The organism is Niastella yeongjuensis (assembly GCF_900110245.1).
Taxonomy (GTDB): Bacteria; Bacteroidota; Bacteroidia; order Chitinophagales; family Chitinophagaceae; genus Niastella; species Niastella yeongjuensis.
The window spans coordinates 421,675-446,603 of record NZ_FOCZ01000007.1; the positions used below are offsets into that span (position 1 = coordinate 421,675).

Here is a 24,929-nt window from a genome sequence, read left to right on the forward strand (position 1 = left end):
CACTGTTAGTTATGAAGCTAACTGTACTATTATTGACGACTGCTTTCCTGAACGTATCGGCCAACGGCCTTTCTCAAACGGTAACCTTTACCGGTAAACAGGTATCAATCGAAAAAGTGTTTGCTGCGGTAGAACATCAAACCGGTTATGTTTTTCTTTACACCAAAGACATGTTGAAAGATGCCGGAAAGGTTACCCTCACGGTGCGCGACCAGCCGCTTACCCAGTTCCTGGAAACACTATTTGCCAACCGGCCTATTGGCTACAAACTCTCGGTAAAATCGATCTTATTAAGCCGTAGGGCGATTCCCCTTCCTGTTGCTGACCAGCCAAAACTGGTTGAAGAGATCAAAGGTATTGTCCGGGATAGTGATGGTCATCCATTGGGCGGTGTTAACGTAATGATCAATAAAACCAATACCGGGGTTATCACCAAAGCCGATGGATCGTTCTCCATAAATGCTGCAGTGGGTGAGGTGTTAACCATCAGCTCTATAGGCTATACAACCATTACCGTTAAAATAAATTCTGCCGCCCAGTCATTAACAATTACGCTGGAGCGCTCTACTACCAAACTCGATGAAATTGAAGTGATCGCTTATGGTTATGGTACCCAGAAAAAAGGGAATGTTACCGGCGCCATTGCCAAAATAAGTGAAAAGCAAATTCAGGAGCGGCCCATTACCCGCATAGAACAGGCACTGCAAGGCCAGTTGGCCGGCGTAGCAGTTCGCAATACTACGGGTGCACCCGGTGCTGACATCACCGTACAGGTGCGTGGTGCTGCTTCTATTTCCGGTACTGCTACCCCACTCTACGTGGTAGACGGGGTGCCGTTGGATAATTTATCCGGCGTCAATCCTTCCGATATCTCCTCCATCGATGTGCTGAAAGATGCGTCCTCGGCGGCCATTTATGGTTCCCGCGGTTCAAACGGGGTGATCATTGTAACTACCAAACGAGGCAAGCCGGGCAAACCCACCCTTTCTTTATCGGCCTATACCGCAGTGGCTGCTGCTGAAAAGAAAGTGGATGTGCTGAGTCCCGATGAGTGGATCGACTTCAACAAAAAATGGCTCGACCGGATCTGGACAACCGCCAGTGGCCAGGATGCATCTGTTAGTCAGGAAGACCGCATTAAATATGCCACCTCTAAAACCGGTAAAACCTATAGTACCCGCGCCGATCTGCTGGGCATCCGGGCTACCTATGGCATCTATGATCCTTATTGGGGAACCGATGCCCTGGAGCGGATCGACTGGCAGGATGTGGTGTTGCGCAATGCGCCGGTAAACAACGTGGAGTTAAGAGCATCCGGCGCCAATGACATCGTGAATTATTCCCTTTCAGGCGGCGCCTATAGCCAGGATGGGATCATTGTAGGTTCTAACTACAAACGTTATTCATTCCGTGGCAATATGGAAGCTAAAGTAAGCGACCGTGTAAAAATTGGAATGAACATCTCTCCTTCCGTTGGCACCCTCACCGGCGCCAATGTGGATGGCAAAGACAACGCCGTGGCCCGTATGTTGAGTTTACCCGGCTGGGTACTGGCCGGTACCGGCAGGGAAGCAGGCGCGCAACCCAGCAAATACTATGATGGCTGGGGCCCCGGCCCTAATGTGATCAGCCCTTATGTACAGGCAATGGATTATGATCGCATCAATAAAGATACCCGGCTGAACACGGCTTTCACTACCGATGTAAATGTTATAGATGGATTAAACGTGCGGGGACTGGTAGGCTGGAATTACCGCGCCAATACAGAACGCACTTATAGCCCAACGTATGCTCAAACAAACTGGGATACGCAAACACCGGGGCAGAATTCTACCTCCAAAAAAACAACGCTTCTTAGCAACAGCCTGCTTTTACAGGCAACGGCGAACTATAAAAAGCAAATTGGCATGCATGGGATCAACCTGTTGCTGGGCGCTTCACAGGAAACGTACAACGAAGAAACAACGAACCAGGAAGTGACGGGTTTTCCAGACGACAAATCCTATGTTTTTGTTTATGGGCGCTACAAAGATGTTAAGACAAATACTATTGGGGCAGCCAAAAATGCACTGATCTCTTACTTCGGCCGGGCAGAATATAACTTTGATAACAAATACCTGTTGGCTGGCTCATTGCGGAGCGACGGATCTTCAAAGTTTGGTCCTAATAACCGCTGGGGCATTTTTCCTTCGCTTTCTGCAGGCTGGGTAATGAGCGAAGAGGCTTTTCTGAATAAAGTCAACTGGTTAAGCACCGCTAAATTGCGCCTGGCCTGGGGACAGGCAGGTAATGACCGCATCGGAAACTCAGCGTTTCTTTCCAGTATGGCTGCATTGAATTACCCGGTAGGGTCTACGCAGACAATGTTCAATGGTTTTGTAGTGGGCAATATTTCCAATTCAAAATTGCGTTGGGAAAAAACCAATAGTTATAACCTGGGGCTTGATGTTGGGGTATTCAATAACCGGGTGAATGTGTCGGCAGATGTGTATTATAAAAAAACAACCGACCTGTTGCTGAATGCACCGGTATCCCTGACAACGGGCTTTACCAATATGTATGACAATGTGGGTAGCGTGGAAAATAAGGGACTGGAGCTGGAGATCAATACGGCCAACATCATGCACAAAACTTTCCGTTGGAATACAGCTGTCAATGTATCGTTCAACCGTAATAAGATCACCGCACTCACCAATGACAACGCAGATATAAAAACGGGACTGAATAATACCATCATTCAACGGGTAGGCAATCCTATTAATTCTTATTATTTATTACAGACCGCAGGCGTTTTGCGTGAATCTGATTTCACCAAGGATGCTTCGGGCGTCCTGGTTGCCAATGTGCCTGTTTATTCAGGACAAAAGCCTGGCGATACAAAATATGTTGATGCCAAACCCGATGGGAAAATTGACGCCGATGACTATGTAGTGGCCGGCAGTTTTCAACCCAAATTTGAATATGGCATTACCAATACCTTCAGCTACCACAACTTTGATCTTTCCATCCTGATCCAGGGCCGGGTTGGTGGCGACCTGTTATCGATCGGTTCACGTGCCTGGAACCGGGCTACCAATGATCCGAAGTGGAATTATATGGCAAGCTGGCTAAAAGATGCGTATTGGTCCGAATCTGACCCGGGTAATGGCAAAGTGCCTGCGTTCTATTCAGCAGTTACGAGTCAGTACGATGCCAATTGGATGTACAGTGCCGCTTATCTGCGCATCAAGAATATCACCCTGGGTTATAACCTGCCGGTGCTTAAGAAAGCGTTCAGGTCATTTCGAGTATATGCCTCGTGCGATAACGTATACCTGTTTGATAAATATTATCCCGGTTATTCACCCGAAGGCGCCACGCAGGATAATGCTTCGTCTGACTGGGGTTCCTATCCACAGGCAAGAACATTCTCATTCGGTTTAACTACCACCTTTTAATACCACGCCAAATGAAAAAAATACAAACCATATATACCCTCATTGCCGTGAGTAGTCTTATGACAATGATGGCCTGTAACAAAATACTTGATATAACGCCGGTTGAAAACAATACGAGCAATAAGTTTTATGCGAATGAAATTGACGTAAAGCAAGCCACTCTGGGCATGTATGCCCGATTGGGCCGGAATGGTACCAATACAGATTTTGCCACCGATTATTTCTGGCTGGCTTCGGAGAACCGTTCTGATCTGTTGTACATCGCCGGTGAAACATCTGCGCAAAACGATCAGCTGGACCTTCGCAAATACCTGACCACGCCCACCTCGGGCACGGTCTCTGCCATTTTTGCACGGTTGTACCAGCTAATTAAAGAAGCGAACAACCTGCTGCATTATACGCCTGAAGATCAATATGGCCGTTATCGAGCTGAAGCCAAATTTTTGCGGGCGTACGCCTATTCCGAACTGGTAAGGTCATTTGGGCCGGTGGCACTTATTACCAAACCGATAGAAAATGAGGAGGCGGTTGCACTGCCCCGTACCCCCGCAGCAGAGATCTATACGCAGATCATCGCCGACCTGCAGGATGCCGCTGCTAACCTGGAGAAGGTGTATACGGGGGCCGATGCAGGCCGTGTAGGCAGCCTGGCCGCCAATGCGCTGTTGGGGCAGGTATATATGACCATGGCAGGGTATCCGTTGAATGATGCTTCTGCCTATGCTAAAGCGGAAACAGTGTTGGGCAGCATTATTACCGATGTAAAAAACCGTTTTGCACCGGTATATGCCAACCTGTTTACCCTTGCCAATGAAAATAAATACGATCTGTTTTCCATTCAGTTTGCTTCCAACGGACCGAACATTGGTTCCAGTCTGGCAGCTTTTTGTACCAGTTCAGCTTCATCCGGCACGCCATTTCCCGAGTGGATGTATGCTACTTATTCGTTGCAGGGACAGGATATGAGGGTGGATAGTTTCCTGGTGAATGACATGAAAGCAAAAAAAGACCTGCGGTTTGCAGCCAGTATCGATACCGGTTACTGGAACGCACTAAGCACCGTAACTACCCGCACATTTGTGTTGAAGAATATCGTAACCAAATTCCTGGAAAAGGACAATACCAATACCAACATAAAAGCCTGGAACGATCAGCCCCGGAATTTCCCCATCCTGCGCGACGCGGATGTATACCTGCTGTATGCCGAAGCACTGATCAAAAATGGAAAGGCAGGCGACGCCAAACAATACGTAGATGCCATCCGCACCCGTGCCGGTCAGCCGGTATTGGCCGGAGCACCCACCCTGGATGACATCAAACGCGAAAGAAAGTATGAATTCATTGGGGAAGGCAGGCGCTACTTCGACCTGGTGCGCTGGGGCGAAACCGAAGCCGTGAATACCCTGAAGACCTTTGCCCAGTATTATCATTCCAAATTGAATGGCCAGCTGCCCGCTAAAAAAGACCTGCTGTTACCCATTCCCCAAAATGAGATGAAAACCCGGACCAACTGGGAGCAGAATTTAGATTATTAATTGACGCAATAACATCGTTTCATTAGATCAGAATCCTCCCGACACGTCGGGAGGATTCTTTTTTTAAAATATTTATTAGAATTAAAAATATCTTCTGATCTGGATAAATTCTATATGCTGTTTTCAATTAATTTTGCGCCGTAATAATTAAATTTCCGGTTTCTTAAAGTGCAACTATGTGTAAAGATCAGGCGATAATTTTACTGGTCGACGACGATGTAGACGATCAGGAACTATTAACAGAAGAGATACACAGACTAGAGCCTTCTATTCTCGTAAAGCAGTTTTACAATGGCATGCAGGTAATGGAGTATTTGTTCAGCATGCAGAAAGAACCACCCTGTCTTATTATTCTCGATTATAATATGCCTGTTGTGTCGGGGTTGGAAGTACTGGAAAAATTGGCAGCTATCCCCTACTTACAACATGTACCTAAAATTGTGTGGAGCACTTCCAGCTCACAAACCTATCAGCATAAATGTCTTCAAACCGGCGCATTGAAATACATTGTAAAGGCGAATGACATGCATGGGCTTAAAAGAATTGCATCGGAAATGGTTGCCGCCTGTTGCGAGGCCAATTAAGCCAATGTTGCCTGTCAATTCCAAACACCATTCATTTCCGTTAATATAATCGGGTTGCCTTCTGTAACTACGATGGTATGTTCGTGTTGCGCCATATAGCCGCCCTTGTTGCCAACCATTGTCCAGCCGTCCTGCAGGGTTTCTGCAAACGTAGAAGTGGTGGTAATAAACGTTTCAATGGCAACCACGGAATTCTTTTTAAATCTTGTCTGGTTGTACTTGTCTCTGAAGTTGGCTATCTCGCTGGGTTCTTCATGCAGGCTTCTGCCAACACCATGCCCGGTTAAGTTCTTAATTACTTTGAAACCGCGTTTCTTCGCCTCCGTTTCAATCAACTCGCCGACGTCCTGAATGCGAACGCCGCCTTTGATATTATAGATTGCTTTGTGCAGGATCTGTTTGGACGCATCTACCAGCTTCTGATGTTGATGAACGTCCTTCCCAAGAACAAACGAGTTGCCATTGTCTGACCAAAAGCCGTTTAATTCGGCTGAAACATCTATGTTGATCAAATCGCCTTCCTGAAGTATTCTGTTGTCGGATGGTACACCATGGCAGAATTCATTGTTTACACTGATACAGGTGTAACCCGGAAAACCATAGGTTAAGAGAGGTGCAGATTTTGCACCAAATTTCGCAAGGATTGTTGCTCCGTAGTTGTCTAACTCTTTTGTGGACATGCCGGGTTGGGCATAGTTGCTCATTTCCTTTAAGGTGTTGGCAACGGCTTCACTTATCTTTTTCATCCCGGCCAGCTCAGCTTCATTTTTTATTGACATATTGTTCTTATCCTTTGGTTCTTCCCAAAGTTACGCTTTTTCGAATTTACCTAAAACCTCGGACAAAGCACCTTGTCCTGGCTGCTGTTGTTTTTTCGGAAACCCTTAAACGATAGCCCCAGTTCAAACCCGCCGCGCAGCTGACTGGCCGTTTTTAATGGCGAAGTATTGATGTCGTAGCTTAGTGTAATGGAAAATGACCGGATATCTGTTTTTATTACCGGAACAATGGCATCCTTATAGCGAATAAACAGGCCGCCATGTACCACATACACCGGATCATCAGGAAAGTCGCCCAAAATATGAGAATACCAGCCACCGCCGATAATTTCCCGGGACGCCCCCTGTATAAACACATCCTGGTGAAGGGTGAAACTGTTGTAATCATCGATGGCATATTTAAGACCAGCCGAAAAAACATACTTGGGATGTAATTCAATGGCGGCATCCCGGTAAAATGAAGATTTAGGACGGTTTAAATGATGATAAGCCGCCCCTATAAAAAACATATGCTGGTCATCGCTGCCTAACGAGGTATTGAAATTCATGCCTACGCTGCCATCCCAATAACCAATGGTGGGGTCTGTAATGGTTTCTCCGGTTGGGGCCATTGGGTTCCAGTTGTTATTTGCATACTGGTTGTTGGTGGTGATTTTCGAATAGTCTATGCTTTTCTGCACCCAGCCACCCATAAAACCCAGTGAAAGGTAACTTGTTTTTTGGGTGCTAAGCGACTTGTGGTAATTGACAACAGGCAGTAAATGGGTGGTTGACTGAACGGCCGATCCGGCTTTATCCAGCAGTACCTGTCCGCCTACTGTAAAAAAGTCATCTCCCCCATTCACAGGCATTTTATACTCGCCATTGATAGACGCGGTGCGAAATGAATTGGGCGTAACACTTTGCCACTGGTTGCGGTACACCAGTTGCAACCGGATATCGCCATCAAACACCCCTGCCAGTGACGGATTGCGCAACAGCGGTGCTTCAAAAAACTGTGAGAAATGTATGTCCTGGGCTTTTATGGCTTGCGGCAACAGGCCAAGCAAAACGCTTGTCAGGGTGAACCACAATCTGCAATTAGTTAATGTTAGGGGCATAATGACGGGGTTAACGAATTAATGTAACATCTCCTTTAAACGTAAGGGCCTGGCCGTTCTCACAAACCACTTCAACCACATAAACGTATACATCTTCCCGGGCCGGTGCTCCTTTATACTGGCCGTTCCACCCTTTTGACGCATCGTTGGTGTAGAAATCCAGTTGTTTAAATACTTCCTCGCCCCAGCGATTGTAAACGCGGAACCTTTGTATAAACGAAATGCCTTTTCCTCTTGGAAAAAACACATCATTGTTGGCATCGCCGTTAGGAGAAAATGTATTTGGGACAAAAATGTTCTCACCGTTACATACTACAAAGAGTGTGATGGATTCTTCCGTTACACAACCCCCTTCGTTGGCTACTTTCAGTTTGTGTTGAATAGTTTGTTTAGGGGTACTAACCGGCGCAGGGCAATTGTCGCAACTGAGCCAGGTAGCAGGTGACCAGTTAATGCTGATCACATCTGAGGAAATGGCTGGTTGCAAGGTTACCGAGGTGCCTACAATGACAGTTTTTTCTTTTTCAAGCGTCAATTTGGGATATGGGTATACCACAAGTGGGACATAGGCTGTATCGGCAAAACAACTGTACTGGTCTTTTCCTATAACCTGGTACAGCGTGGTGGCCTGCGGTTTAGCATTGGGGGTGGCGGATTGGGGATTGTCCAAACCCGAGGCCGGTGTCCAGTTATACAGATCGGCGCCGCTGGCCTGCAACCGATAGATCTCACCGGTACAGAGGGTATCGCCGCTGTTGGCCGAAACGGTAAAGCGCTGCTGTACGGTTACCAGTACCGAATCGGTGGCCTTACAACCATGTATGCTTTCTCCTTCCACATAATACTTTACTGTGGATACCGGGTTCACCATTATACTGCTGCAGGTAGTGCACGACAGGTTACCGGTTGAAGTCCAGGTATAATTTACTGCACCTGTAGCCTGCAATAATTTGGGCTGGTCGCGGCAAATTACGATATCACTTCCCGCATCGATAGGTGGCAACGGATATATAACAACCGGATAAACATATTTACCCGAACAATTATAAGAATTGGTGATGGTGAGCGATACATTGTAACTGCCCGCCCGGTCGTAGCTGGCCAGTGGCGGATCTTTGGTGAGGGCAGTTTGTCCGTTCCCAAAATCCCAGCTCCATGATAACGGATAAGGATTGCTGTTTAACAGGCTGCCTGTAAATTGAAAATTCACCGGTACACAGTCTGCCGTAGGCCCGGTAATACCTGCTTTGGGCGATGGTATTACTGCAATGGGTACCGCTAATGCGGTATCGTCTTTACAGTTATGCAGGGTGGTTACCTGCAGTTTTATCGGATAACTGCCCACGGTAAAGTATTGGTGGGAAAACGATTTGGTGCTGGCAGTGGTGCCGTCGCCCAGCGTCCAGTTATAGTTGGTGATGATGTCATTGGTTACAGAAGCATCATTGAATTGAACAATACCCTGGTCGCACAAAGATTGTTTGTCTGTCTTTAAAGAGGCTTCTATACCGTATGCGTACAGGGTATCTTTACCGGTTACCGGTACCTGACAACCCTTGGCATCTTTCAGGATCATTCCCGGTAAATAGCTGCCGGGCCTGCTATAGGTATGGGCTGTCTGCAAACCGGTTGCCTGTGCAGTAGCGCCATCGTTGAAGTCCCAGATAAAGGATACGGCATCGACGGTAGTGGCTGTAAAATTCACCGCCAGTGGCGCACAGCCGGGTGTTTTATTATAAGAAAGCGTACCCTTGGGGCCGTTGATAGTTATTTTCTGATCGTGAATAATATCCACGCAGCCGCCTTTACTGGTTACTTTCAGTATGGGCGAATACTCACCGGGATATGTATAAAAGTGCGTGGGGCCACTCAGGTTGGAAGTGTTGCCATCGCCAAAATCCCATTGCACACTTTCTGCAAATTTGGAAGTGCTGGTGAACTGCACCACCAGCGGCGGACAGGCAGCCTGATTGGCATTGATGGTAAAGCTGGCCACCGGGTTGTTTATATGAATATAGTTTGACTTACTAAAGGAATTGCGACAGCCATACTGGTCCCTGAAGTTGATTTGTATGCTGTAAGTTCCCTCGTTAGCATAGGTATGAATGGGGTTAGAACCGTTGCCGGTTTGCCCATCGCCAAAATCCCAGGTATAGGTAAACGATGGATCACTGCTTCTGAAGGAAATGGTAGCTCCGGAACAACTCATGGAGTCGGGCGAAATAAAGGTAGCGTGCGGGTCAGCCACCAGGAAATTTCTAAACGTGGTATCGGCGCATCCTTTACTGTCGATTGCAATTAATGAGATGGTATAATTGCCGGCGTTTGACCAGGTATGTTTAAAGGCGGCAGGGTTCACCTCATCGGGTGAGCCATCCCCATAATTGATTTTCCGGCCGGTTATGGTAAGTGGTGCATCCGCCCACGACTGATCTGTAAATACTGCCGGTGCATTGATACAGGCTGCAGTGGGCGCAAAAAAGGCGGCGTTGGTTTGGATCACTTTTACCCGAAGCGGTATGCTTTTGAAACATTTATTGGTGTCAATTATTACGGCGGTTACCGTATAGTTGCCCGGGTACGGGTAGGTTTCCGCAACTGTATTTACGTTATACCAGGTTTTCCCTGAATAAGAAGATGTAATATATTTTGAGACCACATTGGTGGCATCACTGATCGTCATGTCGAATTGAACACTCGAATTAGGACAGATGGTGTCTTTCGTTGCCGTAAAGCCCAGGACGTTATCGACGATAAAAACATTCATGGCCGTACTATGGCTACATCCGCCATTTATTACCGTTAGGGTGACCGTATACTTACCGGGTGCAGTATAAGTGTGTGAAGGAAACTCGGCAGTAGACGAAGTGCCATCTCCAAAATTCCACTGGAATGATACGGGCGCCACTGTCCTGTCGACCAAAGACCTGTTATCAAACGATCTCCAGTAGGGATTGCTGCAATTTAATATCTCTTTAAACCGGGCAACGGGCGGTATGATCCGGACATAATTGAATTTGGTGATCCAGGAATCACAGCCATTGCTTTTTACCGTTAGTGATACGCTGAATTTACCTGTATCTGAGTAGGTGTAGGATGGGTTTTTGAGAATGGACGTGCCATTATCCCCAAACTGCCAGTACCATTCATCTATTATATCTGTTCCGGGCGGAATGGGTTTTGACAGATCGGTAAACTGGACAGGGCCAGATGCGCAGGTCTGCAACGGAGTGGCCGTGAAGTCGGCCGTTACCTTATTACCTACTTTTACCACATTGCTTCTGCTGATGGTTTCCTGGCAGCCATCCTTTGTTCGATAGGTAAGGGTGAGTGTATACGTGCCTTTTTGCGTATAGACATGCGAGGGGTTGGCACTCGTGCTGGTGGCGCCATCGCCAAAATTCCACAAATAATCTGTAATGGGTACTGGCGAATTGATATTCAAAAACGGGTTAAAGTTGTAAGGCACACAACCTTCCTGAGTCGTATTTACTATACTTACTATTGGTTTTTGGATCACCACGTAGTCAGTCTTATCAACGGTTACTTTACAACCCGCACTGTTGGTAATGGTGAGCGAAACTTTAAAACGGCCCTCTGTGTTGTAAGTATGGGCAGGCGACTTATCGGTACTGGTAGTGCCATCGCCAAAATCCCATTTCCAGTCCACTGCATCAGGGGCAATTGGCTGGAAGGAAACTGTATAAGGTGCTTTACAAGCTAGCCGGTCGGCTGACGTGAAATCAACAGTAGGCCGTGGGATTATTTGAATGGTACCGGTTTTGGTAGCAGTACAACCGCCAAAATTAACTACTTCGGTAATAGTGTAGGTTCCGGTGGAAAAATAGGAATGCGTAGCAGGAGTGCCGGTGGCTGTAAAGCCATCCCCAAAATTCCAGGAAACGCCTATCGGCGTGGCAGCTGTTGTATTAAAGAAAGTAACTGGCACATTTACGCAACTGATGGCAGGGGCTGTGAATTTAGCTTCGTTGGCCCCTACTTCCACATTGGTGTTTATGTAGGTGTCGGTACAGCCCGTATTGTTTTTGAGCACCAGTTTAACGGTGTAATGGCCGGCGGCTGTAAATGTATGCACCGGATCTCTAAGGGTAGACTGGCTGCCGTCGCCAAAATCCCAGGTATAACTCAGTGTTCCGGTACCGGTGCTGGTATTCGTAAAGGATAAGGTGGCCGGCACACTGCAATTGGCCGCTCCCCCCACTGTAAATGACGCCTTCACCCCGGTTTGAATATCGATCGCTTTAACCCGGGTAACGGAGCCGGTACACCCGTTGCTGTTTACCGATTTTAAAGAAATGTTGTATTGCCCGGTGCTGGTATAGGTATGGATGGGATTCTCCTGGGTGCTGGTAGTACCATCGCCAAAATCCCATAAAAAGCTGGATGCAGTGCCGCTGCCCGGATTACTTTGATTGGTAAAGGCAACATTTAAGGGAAAACAACCTATCGTTGCTGATTGCGTGAAATCGATGACCGGCGAAGCATAGGCGTTTATGTATTGGGTTTTGATTACTGTAGCGGAATTGGCTCCTTTTTTTACGGTCAGTTTTATTGTATAAACACCGGGGTTGAAATAAGTTATTGACGGATGCTGATAGTTGGAAATTGTGCCGTTGCCAAGGTCCCACTCCCAGGTGTCGGGATTGCCGGTTGATGCGTCGGTAAAATTAACCAGCAGGGGGGCGCAGCCTCCCGTTGAAGCAGCAGAAAAATCGGCAGTAAGCTGGGCATGCACGTTATTGAAAAAAAACAGCAGGCATAGGGCCGCGCTGATTTTATACAGCGCCATGTTAGTTTTCATATCTATTGGAAAAGCTTAGGGTCGGTTAGGGATATACGGCGTTAAACGCTCAGTATAGTAATTCTAGTATCAACGTTGGTGATTCTTACATAAATTCAAGATAAGCTATTGGTAGAAATACAGGAGGGTGAATAATGATAAAGTGTAAGGTGCTGTTCTGTAACTGCTTATGATTAATTGAAGGATTGATTGCCTGCCCCTGTTTTGCGAAGTAGCAAAAAAATAATATTTGAAAAACCAGGTCTTACGGTTTGCTGCCAATACCAAACTGGTTGCCGGCACGTACAGGTTTATTCCCGTTGAACTGTACTTCCACCATTTTTTCACTGGCAACATTATTGTTGAATTCGTCTTTCAGGCACAGCAATATTTTGCGGGTCTTCACATCTATCACTTCCCCGCTGGAAGGATAGGCGTACTTTCCATCTATACTGAAAGTAACCCAGCCGGGCATATCCTGAACAGGAATAGTGGTAAGCTGCTGGTAGGGAGCGTCCGCACCGAATACGTGCAACCGCATATTATAGCCGTCACACAACCACAGTTCCTTTTCATCTGGCGTAAGGCCAATGCCATGGCTGGGATTGCCATGCCGCCGTACCGGGCCGCGTTCCCACCCTTCTACTTCCACGTGTGCGATTTTGGCGCCACTTTGCAGATCACCTACTTCAAACCCCAACAAGCTGTCGACAGTCACAAAAACCAGTGACTCTTTACCATTGATGGTAAAAGGGCGGATATTGTTGGCGAAGGGACCTATCTTCCTGCTTATTTCATGCTGTCTGGCATCGGCAATATACAACCAGGGACTGCCGATATCATCGAGGTAAACCTGGTTGCCGGTACGACTGTAAATGGTATTATGCGCCCTTTTGTAAACGGGGATCTTTTTGATAAGATCACCGGTTTTACAGTCTACCACATTCCAGAACGTATTTTCCAGGGAAGGCAGGTACATGGTGAGCCCATCGGGTGAGATAGCCATCCGATCACAACCGCCTTCAAACTTTTTCTCCCACACTATTTTGTCGGTAGAAAGATCAATACGCTGCAGCGATTCCAACGTAGTTACATAAATGCTGTTGAGCGGAACACTTACTGCAATTCCCTTTACATTGGAAGGTTTGCCATTGGGATGAAGGCCCTGTGTCGGGATCCTTTTTATAAAACGATGGTTGTTGTTGATGTCGAATACCAGAATGCCGTGCCCGCCAAAACCCAGGTAATCCCGGATGCCGGGCGTGGCCACATAGAGATACCGCTTTGTTTCGATGGAAGCTTTCGCCGTGCCCTGCGCCTCACCGGTTCCTGAATCAAGGATCAACAGGAAGAAAAACAACTTGAAAAATAGCCCAAAAAGGGAAGGATTTGTTTTCATATGCAAGGCGCTGAATGATGAATTGTATTACTAAATATACTGAAAAAATCGGCTCAAACAGCAGGAGTTGATAAAGAAATCGTAACATAGACCAATGAAAATTGAACGACTACATCACATCGCTATTATTTGTTCCGACTACGAAAGATCGAAGCGTTTTTATACGGAAATTTTAGGTTTTACCATTGAAAATGAAGTATACCGCCAGGAAAGGGATTCTTATAAATTGGATCTTTCCTTAAATGGCCAATACCTGATTGAACTTTTTTCATTCCCCAATCCGCCACAAAGACCGTCGCGACCAGAAGCAACCGGGTTACGACACATTGCCTTTGGCGTTAACAATGTAGAGGCGGCTGTTGCCTGTTTACAATCAAAAAATATTGTGGTAGAACCCATCCGCATGGACGAGTTTACCGATAGAAGGTTTACTTTTTTTAGCGACCCGGATAATTTACCGATTGAGATTTATGAATTGAGATAGCTGTCAATACGGGGAATAGCGTTTTGGTATGGGAGTGAGAAAGTTGCTGTATAATTTGATTAACAGGTAAGTATGATGCATGTATTATTTCTTAAAGAAGGTAATTTATTGAATATCAACCATATATCTGGAGCTTGTCTCACTTTTGTTCGGGATTTGTTCGGGTTTTCATTGGGTATACGCCGGGTTTCCTTCGGGTGGTTCCGAACAAGACCCGAACAACACCCGAACAAGACCGAAACGAATCCCGGCTCAAACACGGCGCAAACCCAAAGGAATCCACTGAGGAATGGGATTCCAGTGCAACTCCATGGGTATTCCAATAAATAAAAAAACGGGAAAAATACCTGTTTTTGTTCCGGTAATAGGTTGTAATCTTGAAGGTAATAATATCACCTTACTTTTTCGAGCCTGGCATTGCAATTCTCAAAGCTTTCCTTAGTAATAGCAATCTATTCTTAAACATTAAACAATAAGACCATGAAAATGACCAATTTTCTGTTGGGGCTTATAGTGTTGTTATTATTCGCCATTCTTGTTAACCTCACCCATTTTGAGTTAGTCCCCTCTGCAAAAGCCCAGGCACGAAAAGTGCCAGCCATTGCCACTAATGAAGTGTTGAACGTGAAAATTATTGCTGTAGATGACAATGCCAGTATCCGGTTAAAGTTGAAAACTGATAGTTATGGCAATCAATTTCTACCGGTATTAGTGTCGAACAGAATGGGCGTTACGCCAATAGGATTAAAAATAGATCAATCAATTCCTGTTACCATGGTACAGCCATAAGCTGTGCTCAAATACAACAATCATGAAATCATACTTTTTTATCTTACTAACCATCGTAGCCCTGCCAGGCTTTTCACAAACTGCACATTCAAACATAAAAGCATTGAGTGCAGAGGATATTAAAAAACTGGATAAGTCAACGGCGGTAACAATAACGATCAACTACCAGTCGAAAGTTGATCTTTCCAAAGAGGTAAGCGCTCAACAATACCATGACATATTGAGTCAGGTACAAACCAACACACCGTTTAAAAGCTTTTTTCAGGATTTGAATAAAATATATACGCAACTCAGCAAAGAAAACCCCGGGAAATTAATCAGGATCCCCAAAGTGTTTACTGTATATGGTTGCGGCGGATGTGGTTGTGATACGCCTGGCAAAGCAGGGTACGCCTTATGTACGGGCAACACTTGTTGGTGCGCATGTTGCCCGTAGAGAGATTTGTTGTCAGGCGCAAATCTGGCCGCAGGGTGCATTTACGCATCCGTCGAAAATGCAATACTCGTGGCCATTTAACGTGCAGCAATTGTGCCTGGCAAATTCCTGCTTTCCTTTTTCTTTATTATTCCCCTTGAAATTTTCTGCCATAAAAGGAATAACCGTTATGGAAACGATGTCGGGGCGCAGGACAGTTTCGGGGCGGCTGAGGACTTCAATTTCCCAGCCCACTTTTAGTTTTCCATCCTGTTGGAGGAATGTGTATTTACTGCCGCCATTTACGGTTAGGGAACAGGTTTGTCCTTCTTTAAAAGCGATCTCTAAGATCTCACCATTGGTTAGTTCGAGTTTACAGGAAATCATAATCTGATAGTTTAAAAGTTAAATGGAATACCAATCCGCACACTGAAAGTGAAACCATCTTTGAAGCTGGCAGATTTGAACTTTACATCTTCCCATTGCGTCAGCAGGCCGAAGGTGCTTTTGGCCAGGTCGCTTTTTCCGTTAAGGGAAATGAGTAACCCGGTTCGTACAGTAAATACATTGTCGAACGGAATTAATTTATCCTTGATCGCCAGTTTGGCACTGAAAAAGGTTTCCCAGCCGAACCTGCGCTTTTCACCCCAGAACCAGTTAAAGCCGGCTGAGGGCGTGATCAATAACATTGCCTTTTTATACTTGTCGTAATCAGTAACGACCAGTCCTTTCTTGTTTACTACAACTGCCGTATCTGCTTCGGGAGTTAGCGAGAACTCTACATCCTCCGGTTTACGGCCCTCCAGGTAGTTGCTGTTTTTAACACCGACACCTCCCTGAAATAAGAACAGATTTTTACCACTATGCACATGGTTAATGTATGCCTCTATGCCGAACCGGAAAAAATTCTTCTTTTCAACGCCGGCAATACGGGCAGCTGTGGTGTCGTAAAGGTTTATACCCTTATATTCCGGACGCAAAAGTATATTAAACCACCAAAGCCCATAATCAAAATCCTTAAAGTACTTCTGCTCAAAAACTGCTATGCTGGAATCAACAAAATGTTTCACCTCGTTGCAGTCTGAATCTAATGAGCCCAGGTATCTCAGCTGATCGACTTTTGCCTGCTCGTCGGCCAGGTTTTTATTACCAGTTAAAGTCATTATTGCAATACTGTCTATAAAAGCATTATCGAAGTTCGCAGTATCTACCTGATGTATGGTGTTGGTAAGAATGGCAGAATCGACCAATAGTTGTTGATATACTTCTTTCAGGGAAAGGATCATTGCCCGGCGTCGCCTTTCCGGAAAGTCTTTCTTTTTATCATAACTCAGTGTGTTTCGAAATGGTTGTGTAACACCAAAGGATAGCGTGAAACCCTGCTGCCATTCATCTTTTGAAAAAACCGGTAATGTTTTTGAGGAACTGGAAGCTGCAAACCCCAAATTGTAGTATTTGCCCATAAACTGCTTCTTGTTAGCCATCCAGTTGTAGTTCATGCTGAACTGGGTTTCAAACTGGTTAACGGTGAGGGCGTAAGCAGATCCCTGGTTCACCAGGTCGCCGCTACCGAACATCACCCGGCCGAAAATAGGTTTATAAATAGAATCCAGGCCAGCTTTTGAAAAGCCTAAATTGGAGGGTATAAATTGTCGTGTGGCAGGATCCCACACGGAAGATTGCTTTAACGTGTCCCGGTGGTGAAATTCATTGGTCAGTTTGTCGAAGATCCGCGTGGCTGTGGGGGTTAGTCGGTTTTGGCTGTAGCTGGTTATTAAAAACAAATGAAATACGACCAGACTTAGAGAAAGGCGCTTAATCATAAATAGGTATTAGGGGTTCAATCGAAATTACATATTTATGAGTAGCCTGTGATACCGTTTTTTCACCCTATTATTGCTTCAACCTGTCCTTTTCTTCTTCATTGCCCAACGAGCGGTTTCTGCTGTTTTTTACTTTGTCATTGCCGAAGTTGTGCGTATACGTTAGTTTTACCGCAGGATGTGTAAATATTAATTCTCCGGTGGTAATAAGGTTTTTGTCGGGCTGGTTGATCTCCGGCTTAAAAATAAGGGTGTTGAGCATGTTGCTCCAGTTCAATCGCAGGGTTGATTTTATTTTTGTGAATTTTTTCTGAAGGCCCGCATCTAATGAACCTACTCCTTTGGTTTTATAGATGCCAAACAAACCGGCGGAGCGATAAAAACCGGAAAGGGCAAAGGTAAAATCTTTGGGAAGAATAAAATTCTGCTGGCCCGACAGCAGGAAGTTTTTATTGTCGATAGATAGGACCGCGTTATTATACCAACCTTTTAATTGTTGAAAACTGCCGCTTATATTAAGTTGCATATTCCACCATTTGGTAAAGGTAACCGGTAATAACAGGCTGATGGTAACTGTTTGCCTGTTGTCCTGGTTGGCAGCTGCCAGTGTTTCTTTATTGGTTGTTGAATCGATCATGGGTGAAAAATTGGTAATAGGGTCGGCTTCATAGCTATAGGCCAGTGACAATATTTTGTTTTTGTAATTGTAACTCAGGTTTACATTATCACTTATGGAAGGCTGTAATCCCGGGTTCCCTGAAAAGAAGGTATTGGGGTCCATGAAAATAACAAAAGGCGCCAGGTTCCAGAATGTTGGGCGGGTGATCCTTCTACTGTAAGAAGCGTTGACGGTATTGTTGTCATCGAAGCTATGCGTTAAAAAGAAACTGGGAAACAGGTTGCCATAATGCCTGTCTACAATATTTTTTGTTTTCTCGGTGCCCAGGTTTGAATTGGTGTATTCATACCGCAGGCCCAGTTTCATATTGGTCTTTTTATCGACTATCCAGCGTATAGAGGAATAACCGGCGATAATGCTTTCATCGAGATCATAGTTGGCCGTTAATGCATCATCGGTTGTCCAATCTGATCCCTGCAGCCTTTCTATTTTAACGTCGTTGTTAAAATGGGAAATGATGGTTTTGGCGCCGGCTTCCCAGTCAAGTTGTTTGCTTATTTTTTGGGTGTAGTCAATGGCTGCTATCCAAAGATGAATGGGGGTGGTTTTATTGCTGTTTACTTCTTCATTTCTGATAAAAATTTTATCGGCATCATAGTAAGTATTATCATAAGTAACCGGATTTTGATCATTGTAATACATGTAATCCAGGTTAATCGATAGTTTATTGCCTTCTTTATAGGTTTGCTGCAGATTTACATTGGCATCAATACTGGATGTAGGATGGAATTCATGAATGGAGAGATCTATTGTAGTATCCAGTTGTTGATTGGTGTAAAGATTTGAGGTATTGTCGGCGTCCATGGTCCAGCGGCGGTAATAAAAAGTGACCAGGCCGCCAATGATTGTCTTTTTACTCAGCTCATAATCCAGTCCGATCTTACCATCGTGGTACGATTCTGTAGGTTGTCTTTTTGAATCGGTATAGTTTTCCAGAAAAATTCCCTGGTTGGTAACCGCATGATAAAATGAAAAATATTGGGGGATTTGTGAGATGTTATAAGTATAATCTCCATAGAGGTTCGTTTTGCTTTTGCGGTGATTGAAATTAATGGTACCTGATGCAATAGCGCCTCTGCTGCAACCTGCGGTAAGAGAATAAGAGCCGTTGGTGCCATATTGCGTGTTTTGTTTTAAAACGATATTGATATAACCGGCATTGCCTTCGGCATCGAGGGAGGCAGGCGGTGTGGTGATCAGTTCAATTTTTTCTATTTTGTCGGCAGGCATGCCTGCCAGCATTTGTACTACTGACGATAATGGCATGCGCGATATTTTCCCATTCATCATAACCACTACCCCATCCTTTCCATTGATCGATACAGAATAATTCTGCCTGTCAACCAACACACCGGGTGAACGTTCCAGGATATCGAGGGCGGTAGAACCTGACGCCGTAATATTATTGGCCACGTTGATCACCAGTCTGTCGGAGGCTTGTTCAATCAATGGTTTCCTGGCCGTAACAGTAACGTTCGATAATTTAGCTTCCGCTTGTGAAAGCGTCAACGGCGACAACTCGATGTTTTCATTCTTAGCAATAAAAACCCGGGAGTAAGCCTGGTTATACCCAATATAAGTAGATGCCACCAGGTAACTGCCCGATGCCACCTTCTCGAAGCTGAACCTGCCTTCTTTGATTGTCATGATGCCTTTGATAAGAGAGGAGTCATTGGAGTTAAGTAACATAACACTGGCATTCACCAACGGGTCGCCATTATTGTTTACCACAATGCCCCGCACCTTTGATTGTGCCATAACAAAACAACATAGCAGCAGGAATATAAAAGTTTGGGCCACGCACGCAATTAGGCTGTGCCTCAAAGCAAATAGTTTGTAAGCCATAGAACAACAGTTTATGGTTAATATTCAGGTCTGTTAACAGGAGTAAGTTGTTTTGCTTTGATAGAGGTAGGAAGGAAATTGGGCTGGAACCAACAAAAGTATAAAAAATAAGAAAGCCCCGTACAGGTAATTTATGAAGCGCTCATGGTAATTTGAGATGGGATTGCTTTCGCTAACTTGTTGTGTGACAGCTTCTCCGCATGTATGCGAGTATAAATTTAAGCAAATGCTTAAATTTCTTGGCCAAATCAAAATCCTGGTATAGTTTTGTGCACCATGGTAAAGAAAGCAGTAAAGAAAACATCCAAAAAAGCAATCGCTGCAGATCATTCAACCGAAGAGAAGATCAAAGAGGCAGCGCAACGGGTTTTTATTCGCAAAGGCTTTGCCGCCACTACAACCCGTGAGATCTCCGATGAAGCGGGGATCAATTATGCTTTACTGCACTATTATTTCCGGAGTAAGGAAAAACTCTTTGATATAGTTGCCCAGGAACGGGCTGCTGTATTCTTTGGTGGCATTTATCCTATCATCAATGACGAGACAACAAGCCTTGATGAAAAGATAGATGGCATTGTGAAATATTATACAGAACTACTGATTGCTGAGCCAGGACTGGAATTATTCGTGTTGAGTGAAATGCAAAACCGGCCGGAAAGGATCTCGGAATTGATGAAAGCGAACCGTGGGCTTACAAAGGCAGTGATAGCTCGGCAACTGAAGGACGCCCGGCCCGACATTCATCCAATGCAATTACTCATGAGTATGTTGGGAATGATACTTTTTCCCTTTATTGGCAAGGAACTTTTTCAGCAAACCATGGACATGGAGAAAACTGCCTTTACCAAAATGTTAAAAGAACGGGTCAAATTGCTGCCCCCTTTAATTAAAACGATGATAGGTATCTAAATTTTTTTGCCCTATAATTAAGCAAATGCTTAAATCAATTGCATAAACACAAGCTGTATTAAACTTAAAACCCACCTTGGTTATGAGCGTTAAAAAATTCGCTGTAGGCTGTTTTGATGACGAAGACAGACTGCTTGCCGCTGTTCACAGTGTGCGGAAAGCAGGTTATAAAATTCATGATGTTTATACCCCTATGCCGGTGCATGGCCTCGACGAGGCTATCGGCCACCGGGAAACCAGCCTGCACACGGCCAGCTTTATTTACGGCATGATTGGGATGATAGGTATGTTGGCCTTTATTGCCTGGGCTTTAATGGATGACTGGCCATGGAATTTGGGCGGTAAACCACATGATGCCTGGATCGCCTGGATCGCCATCACCTTCGAGGTAACTATTTTATCTGCTGCCGTAGGCGTAGTTATTACATTTTGTTACCTGTGTCAGTTAGGACCATTTGTGAAGAAGCATCGTTTTAACCTGAGATCCACCGATGATCTTTTTGTAATGGTACTGGAATGTATGCCCAAAACAAATGAAGCGGAAGTGCTCGCCTTCCTGGAAAGTATCGGTGCTATGGAAATAAATATCCAGGTTGCAGAAGACGGCTGGTGGTTTGGCACCTATGACAAGGAGCAAACACTGTATCAGATAGAGAACGAACCCCCTTTTGTATCAGGAAACCAACAATAAATCCCCGCATGACAAAGACAATGACGAAGCCACACCCGGCCATCATTCCCATAATGGCGACAGCCGGTGGTGTTATTATAGCTAACCTTTATTACAATCAACCGATCTTAAAAGAAATTGGATTATCGCTGCATGCGAATGAAGCTGCCATTGGGAAAATATCCATGCTTACCCAACTGGGATTTGGTCTTGGCATGTTTTTTCTGTTGCCGCTCGGTGACAAACTGAACCGCAAAAACCTGATCCTCTTTTTGACTGCCATGCAGGCTGTTGTTTTGATGCTGTTTACCATGGCCAGTACTGTAACGGAGGCGAATATCCTCAGTTTCCTGATAGGCGTTTTTGCTACACCGGCACAAATTATTTTGCCTATGGCAGCTACGTTGGGCGGTCCCAATCGTGGGAAAACCGTAGGCCATGTTTTTTGCGGTATACTGGTAGGTATTTTGGGCGCCCGGGTGTTGAGCGGATTCCTTTCAGATTTGCTGGGCTGGGCTTCCGTTTACAGAATTTCAGCATGCATGGTTTTATTGGTAGTGGCGTTATTGAAGTTTTACCTGCCACAGGTACCTGCCAGATTTAAGGGAAACTATGTTGATCTGTTGAAATCGACCCTGTCTATGATCACAGAATATCGAACATTACGGCAGGCAGCGCTCTTGGGTTCCCTCACATTCGGTATTTTTTGTTCCTTTTGGACAACCCTGACCTTTCATCTTGCGGCTGCGCCATTAAACTACTCAGTAAGTACGATCGGAAGTTTTGGCCTGGTGGCCATCGGTGGCGCACTGGTTGCACCTTACTTTGGCAAACTGGCCGACAAAGGCAGTACCTATAGATCTTTGCTGATCACTGTCGGCCTTGTTATAGGCAGCGTTGTTTTGATGAAACTTTTTCCCTATTCACTTACGTCTTTGATTGTAGGTATTTTCTTTTTGGATATTGGTGTGCAGGCTACACAGGTTACCAATTTTGCCCGGATCTACAGCTTACACGAGCATGCGCACAGCCGGTTAAATACCATCTACATGACCACCTATTTCATAGGAGCGGCCATTGGCACGTACTTCGGTTTGCTATCGTGGAAACTGGGTGGATGGAATCTCTCAACCTGGCAAATGCTTTTGTGGAGTGTAGGTGCCATGGCTGTGGTAATTATTTCAGAGAAAAAGAACAGACAGGCGCTTGTTGTTTCCGTTGTTGGGGATGAGGAGATGAAGGAACGTGTTTAAATACAATAAAAATGGATAATGAAATAATTTCAAAATTTACAGTAGCTACCGAAGATGGTGTGAAAGCCTTGCAGACTTTAGCAATGGCGATAAGCCGGGAAAAATTTGGTTCATTGACAACTGAACAAGTCCTTAAACAATACCTGAGCAGTCGCTTTAGTCTGAAGGCACTGGCTGCGGACATGAATGATCTGTCGAACCAATGGGTGGTTGTTTATGCTAATAATGAGCCGGCTGGTTATGTGCGAATAACTTCAATAGGTAAAAGGCCACAGATGGCGGAACGGAAAAGAATGATCCGGCTGGCAGACTTTGGGATCCTGAAAAAATATGACGATCCGAAGATTTCCCTGTCGCTCCTTGACAAGTGTTTATCTGTTTGCGGCAGTTATGATGGCATCTGGATACATGAATATACGGAACATCCACTCCTCCCTTTTTTTGAAAGTCATGGGTTTTACAGGCTGTCTGAAGTGCCCGGTGAGTATGAATTGCCACTGGCGTCGGTGTATTTGTTTAGGGAAGCTAATTAACCAACTAAGAAAGCCTTTCGATAAAATCGGGAGGCTTTTTTTATGTTCCCAAAAAAATGAGCGCATGTGGAGCCTGATCAGTGTTGATCGCAGCTAATTTATGAGTTGCTTTTAATAAGACTTATGATTCCGCTGACTGCAATTTGAAGCCCTACACAGAAAATAAGAAAAGAAGATATTCTATTCACAATTTTTTCGCCATTTGAGCCAAGATAATTGATAATTCTTTTTGTGTTCAGATAAAAGAAATACACTAATACGCACATTACAACGATTGATAAAAGTATGGCGCTGGTATTTACCAAATAGTTTCGCCAATTTGTATTGGCACTGTGAGCACTAAGTGTAAATAATACGGAAATAGTGCCTGCTCCGGTAGTTACCGGAAAAGTAATTGGGAAAAAAAGCTTGTCTTCTATGTTTTTAAATCCTTCCTGAGCAGGCATTTCCTGTAATTTATCTTCTTTTTTATCAGATGAAAGAAATTCCCACCCGAATTTGCAAATCATAATGCCACCAGCCAGTTGAACAATTGGGATCGACAGGCCGAATAATTCCAATATCCAATGCCCCACAAATAAAGAAATTGTACAAATGAAAAAGGCATACAGGGCTATCTTTTTTACAGCAATATGTTTTTCTGTTGAGTTTAAATTTGCTAAATAGGGATGTACCATAAAGGCTGATCCTATTGGATTAACAACAGGAAACAATGCAATAACGCCTATAAATAGCAAATGAACAAAAGTGTGGAAATAAGCAGGCATATCTTGAATATTTTCTTTTAACTTACAAAATATACATAATAAAATGAATATTGCGCTCCCCTTTTTTATTTTAAAGAAAATTATTATCTGAGTAGGGTGTAAACAAAATAAATCATTTAATCAAAGTATTTATACCTAATATAAACGTAACAGGTACCCTAAATTGTAAGTACAATTTAATTCCTTCGATCGGTTGATTTTAGCTAGCTTTATCTGGTCAAATATTTCTATACTCTAAACCTTTTCTTTATGGCTTATCCAATTACGCAAACGAAAATGCTGGTAAACAGTGTTAACACTTCAACAACTGTTTCTTTGGTTGAAGGAATGCAGGTTGCCAAAGTAAGTTTTCTAAACGCTGCGGGCCAGGTAGGACAAATTACGCTCTCTCCCCTTCAGCCACAGGCTGAGAATGTAGAATTCAAGACAGGCACCCAGACTGTAAAAATTGCCCTGATCAAATTTGCTGCGCAATTTGGCTTTGATAATGGTAAGGTTACCGTTTCAGGTGATGCAACTGACCAGGAAGGCAAGAACGATTCTCCTTTCAACAAAGAGATCGCTAACTGGTCTTAAGCCGGTTTTCTTTGTTCAGGTCAGGATATTGCTTTGCATTATTATTGTTGTGTTAATTACATCCAACTTTATTGAATGAAGTTGTTTCCCCGGGTGTTCATAGCATGGGCGTTATTGCTGCTATGGATGCCAGTCAGGGCGCAGAAACACGTGGCTTCTTTTTTTGTAAGGGCAGATACCACCCATGCCTGTGCCGATACAGTCATTGTACAACCCGGTACCTGTAATGGTACGTACTTTGGTGATCTGCTTATTCGCTACACCATTGACAAAAGCGGAACCGCTGTTACCTGCGCCCTTTTTCTTGCTTCCCATTTGATAGGGCTGCACACATTGAATGCAACCGATACCCTGTATAGTTTTAAGGTGAAACTTGGCTTTACATGGGCTAAGGGCAGTATTACCTTACAGCTCAGACGTGCATCCCTGTTATCTACGCTTTCCGGAAGCTTTCGATATTCCGTACAGGCAAACAATACCTGGTTTGAATTTACAGGCGATCTGGCAGGTTGGTATATAACCGACTAAGCCATTATTTACCTTTAAAGCGT

General features: G+C 44.7%; 20 protein-coding genes. 12 read left to right on the top strand and 8 right to left on the bottom strand.

Annotation, left to right across the window (positions count from 1 at the left end):
* Positions 1-11 precede the first annotated feature (11 nt).
* From BMX95_RS20815 to BMX95_RS20825, 3 genes are all read left to right on the top strand, one after another.
* Entirely contained in the window at positions 12-3,437 is a 3,426-nt protein-coding gene (locus BMX95_RS20815; protein WP_242673235.1) for a TonB-dependent receptor, read from the top strand.
* Between the two features lie 11 nt (positions 3,438-3,448).
* Positions 3,449-4,972 (top strand): RagB/SusD family nutrient uptake outer membrane protein, encoded by a 1,524-nt coding sequence (locus BMX95_RS20820; protein ID WP_081203743.1) that lies wholly within the window; start codon positions 3,449-3,451, stop codon positions 4,970-4,972.
* 176 nt (positions 4,973-5,148) lie between these two features.
* Positions 5,149-5,556: a response regulator gene (locus BMX95_RS20825; RefSeq protein WP_081203742.1), complete on the top strand. Its 408-nt coding sequence runs from the start codon at positions 5,149-5,151 to the stop codon at positions 5,554-5,556.
* Positions 5,557-5,570: 14 nt separating this feature from the next.
* Here BMX95_RS20825 and map read toward each other — a convergent pair whose 3' ends face one another.
* The 4 genes from map to BMX95_RS20845 all read right to left on the bottom strand — a co-directional run bounded on the left by map (position 5,571) and on the right by BMX95_RS20845 (position 13,635).
* Positions 5,571-6,335 (bottom strand): type I methionyl aminopeptidase, encoded by a 765-nt coding sequence (gene map / locus BMX95_RS20830; RefSeq protein WP_081203741.1) that lies wholly within the window; start codon positions 6,333-6,335, stop codon positions 5,571-5,573.
* 50 nt (positions 6,336-6,385) lie between these two features.
* Complete coding sequence (locus tag BMX95_RS20835) at positions 6,386-7,435, bottom strand: PorP/SprF family type IX secretion system membrane protein (protein WP_081203740.1); 1,050 nt, start codon at positions 7,433-7,435, stop codon at positions 6,386-6,388.
* Positions 7,436-7,445: 10 nt separating this feature from the next.
* Positions 7,446-12,257 carry a PKD domain-containing protein gene (locus BMX95_RS20840; protein ID WP_081203739.1) on the bottom strand — a complete coding sequence of 1,604 codons (4,812 nt, stop codon included), beginning with the start codon at positions 12,255-12,257 and terminating at the stop codon, positions 7,446-7,448.
* Positions 12,258-12,501: 244 nt separating this feature from the next.
* On the bottom strand, positions 12,502-13,635 hold the full coding sequence (locus tag BMX95_RS20845; protein ID WP_081203738.1) for a YncE family protein: 1,134 nt from the start codon (positions 13,633-13,635) through the stop codon (positions 12,502-12,504).
* A gap of 94 nt (positions 13,636-13,729) precedes the next feature.
* Between BMX95_RS20845 and gloA2 the strand changes: the two genes are divergently transcribed.
* From gloA2 to BMX95_RS20860, 3 genes are all read left to right on the top strand, one after another.
* Positions 13,730-14,119 carry an SMU1112c/YaeR family gloxylase I-like metalloprotein gene (gloA2, locus tag BMX95_RS20850; RefSeq protein WP_081203737.1) on the top strand — a complete coding sequence of 130 codons (390 nt, stop codon included), beginning with the start codon at positions 13,730-13,732 and terminating at the stop codon, positions 14,117-14,119.
* Between the two features lie 480 nt (positions 14,120-14,599).
* Entirely contained in the window at positions 14,600-14,908 is a 309-nt protein-coding gene (locus BMX95_RS20855; protein ID WP_081203736.1) for a hypothetical protein, read from the top strand.
* Between the two features lie 22 nt (positions 14,909-14,930).
* Positions 14,931-15,344: a hypothetical protein gene (locus BMX95_RS20860; RefSeq protein ID WP_081203735.1), complete on the top strand. Its 414-nt coding sequence runs from the start codon at positions 14,931-14,933 to the stop codon at positions 15,342-15,344.
* Between the two features lie 12 nt (positions 15,345-15,356).
* On the opposite strand, the gene BMX95_RS20865 is transcribed toward BMX95_RS20860, so the two are convergent.
* From BMX95_RS20865 to BMX95_RS20875, 3 genes are all read right to left on the bottom strand, one after another.
* Positions 15,357-15,710, bottom strand: a complete 354-nt coding sequence (locus tag BMX95_RS20865; RefSeq protein WP_081203734.1) for a hypothetical protein — start codon at positions 15,708-15,710, stop codon at positions 15,357-15,359.
* A gap of 11 nt (positions 15,711-15,721) precedes the next feature.
* The gene (locus BMX95_RS20870) at positions 15,722-17,146 is read right to left on the bottom strand and encodes a hypothetical protein (RefSeq protein WP_081203733.1); all 1,425 of its coding nucleotides are present in this window, start codon (positions 17,144-17,146) and stop codon (positions 15,722-15,724) included.
* A 70-nt stretch (positions 17,147-17,216) separates the two neighbouring features.
* On the bottom strand, positions 17,217-19,583 hold the full coding sequence (locus tag BMX95_RS20875) for an outer membrane beta-barrel family protein (protein WP_165759084.1): 2,367 nt from the start codon (positions 19,581-19,583) through the stop codon (positions 17,217-17,219).
* A gap of 363 nt (positions 19,584-19,946) precedes the next feature.
* Here BMX95_RS20875 and BMX95_RS20880 point away from each other — a divergent pair, with 363 nt between their 5' ends.
* The 4 genes from BMX95_RS20880 to BMX95_RS20895 all read left to right on the top strand — a co-directional run bounded on the left by BMX95_RS20880 (position 19,947) and on the right by BMX95_RS20895 (position 23,035).
* Positions 19,947-20,579 carry a TetR/AcrR family transcriptional regulator gene (locus tag BMX95_RS20880; RefSeq protein ID WP_081203731.1) on the top strand — a complete coding sequence of 211 codons (633 nt, stop codon included), beginning with the start codon at positions 19,947-19,949 and terminating at the stop codon, positions 20,577-20,579.
* A gap of 82 nt (positions 20,580-20,661) precedes the next feature.
* Positions 20,662-21,270, top strand: a complete 609-nt coding sequence (locus BMX95_RS20885; RefSeq protein WP_081203730.1) for a DUF3341 domain-containing protein — start codon at positions 20,662-20,664, stop codon at positions 21,268-21,270.
* Positions 21,271-21,278: 8 nt separating this feature from the next.
* Positions 21,279-22,502, top strand: coding sequence for an MFS transporter (locus tag BMX95_RS20890; protein ID WP_081203729.1), 1,224 nt, complete (start codon positions 21,279-21,281; stop codon positions 22,500-22,502).
* Positions 22,503-22,513: 11 nt separating this feature from the next.
* Positions 22,514-23,035 (top strand): hypothetical protein, encoded by a 522-nt coding sequence (locus BMX95_RS20895; RefSeq protein WP_081203728.1) that lies wholly within the window; start codon positions 22,514-22,516, stop codon positions 23,033-23,035.
* A 98-nt stretch (positions 23,036-23,133) separates the two neighbouring features.
* Here BMX95_RS20895 and BMX95_RS20900 read toward each other — a convergent pair whose 3' ends face one another.
* Positions 23,134-23,802 (bottom strand): MarC family protein, encoded by a 669-nt coding sequence (locus BMX95_RS20900; RefSeq protein WP_081203727.1) that lies wholly within the window; start codon positions 23,800-23,802, stop codon positions 23,134-23,136.
* Positions 23,803-24,051: 249 nt separating this feature from the next.
* Here BMX95_RS20900 and BMX95_RS20905 point away from each other — a divergent pair, with 249 nt between their 5' ends.
* Both BMX95_RS20905 and BMX95_RS20910 read left to right on the top strand, forming a co-directional pair.
* Positions 24,052-24,378 (top strand): hypothetical protein, encoded by a 327-nt coding sequence (locus tag BMX95_RS20905; RefSeq protein WP_081203726.1) that lies wholly within the window; start codon positions 24,052-24,054, stop codon positions 24,376-24,378.
* A 75-nt stretch (positions 24,379-24,453) separates the two neighbouring features.
* On the top strand, positions 24,454-24,906 hold the full coding sequence (locus tag BMX95_RS20910) for a hypothetical protein (protein WP_081203725.1): 453 nt from the start codon (positions 24,454-24,456) through the stop codon (positions 24,904-24,906).
* The last annotated feature ends 23 nt before the right edge of the window (positions 24,907-24,929 follow it).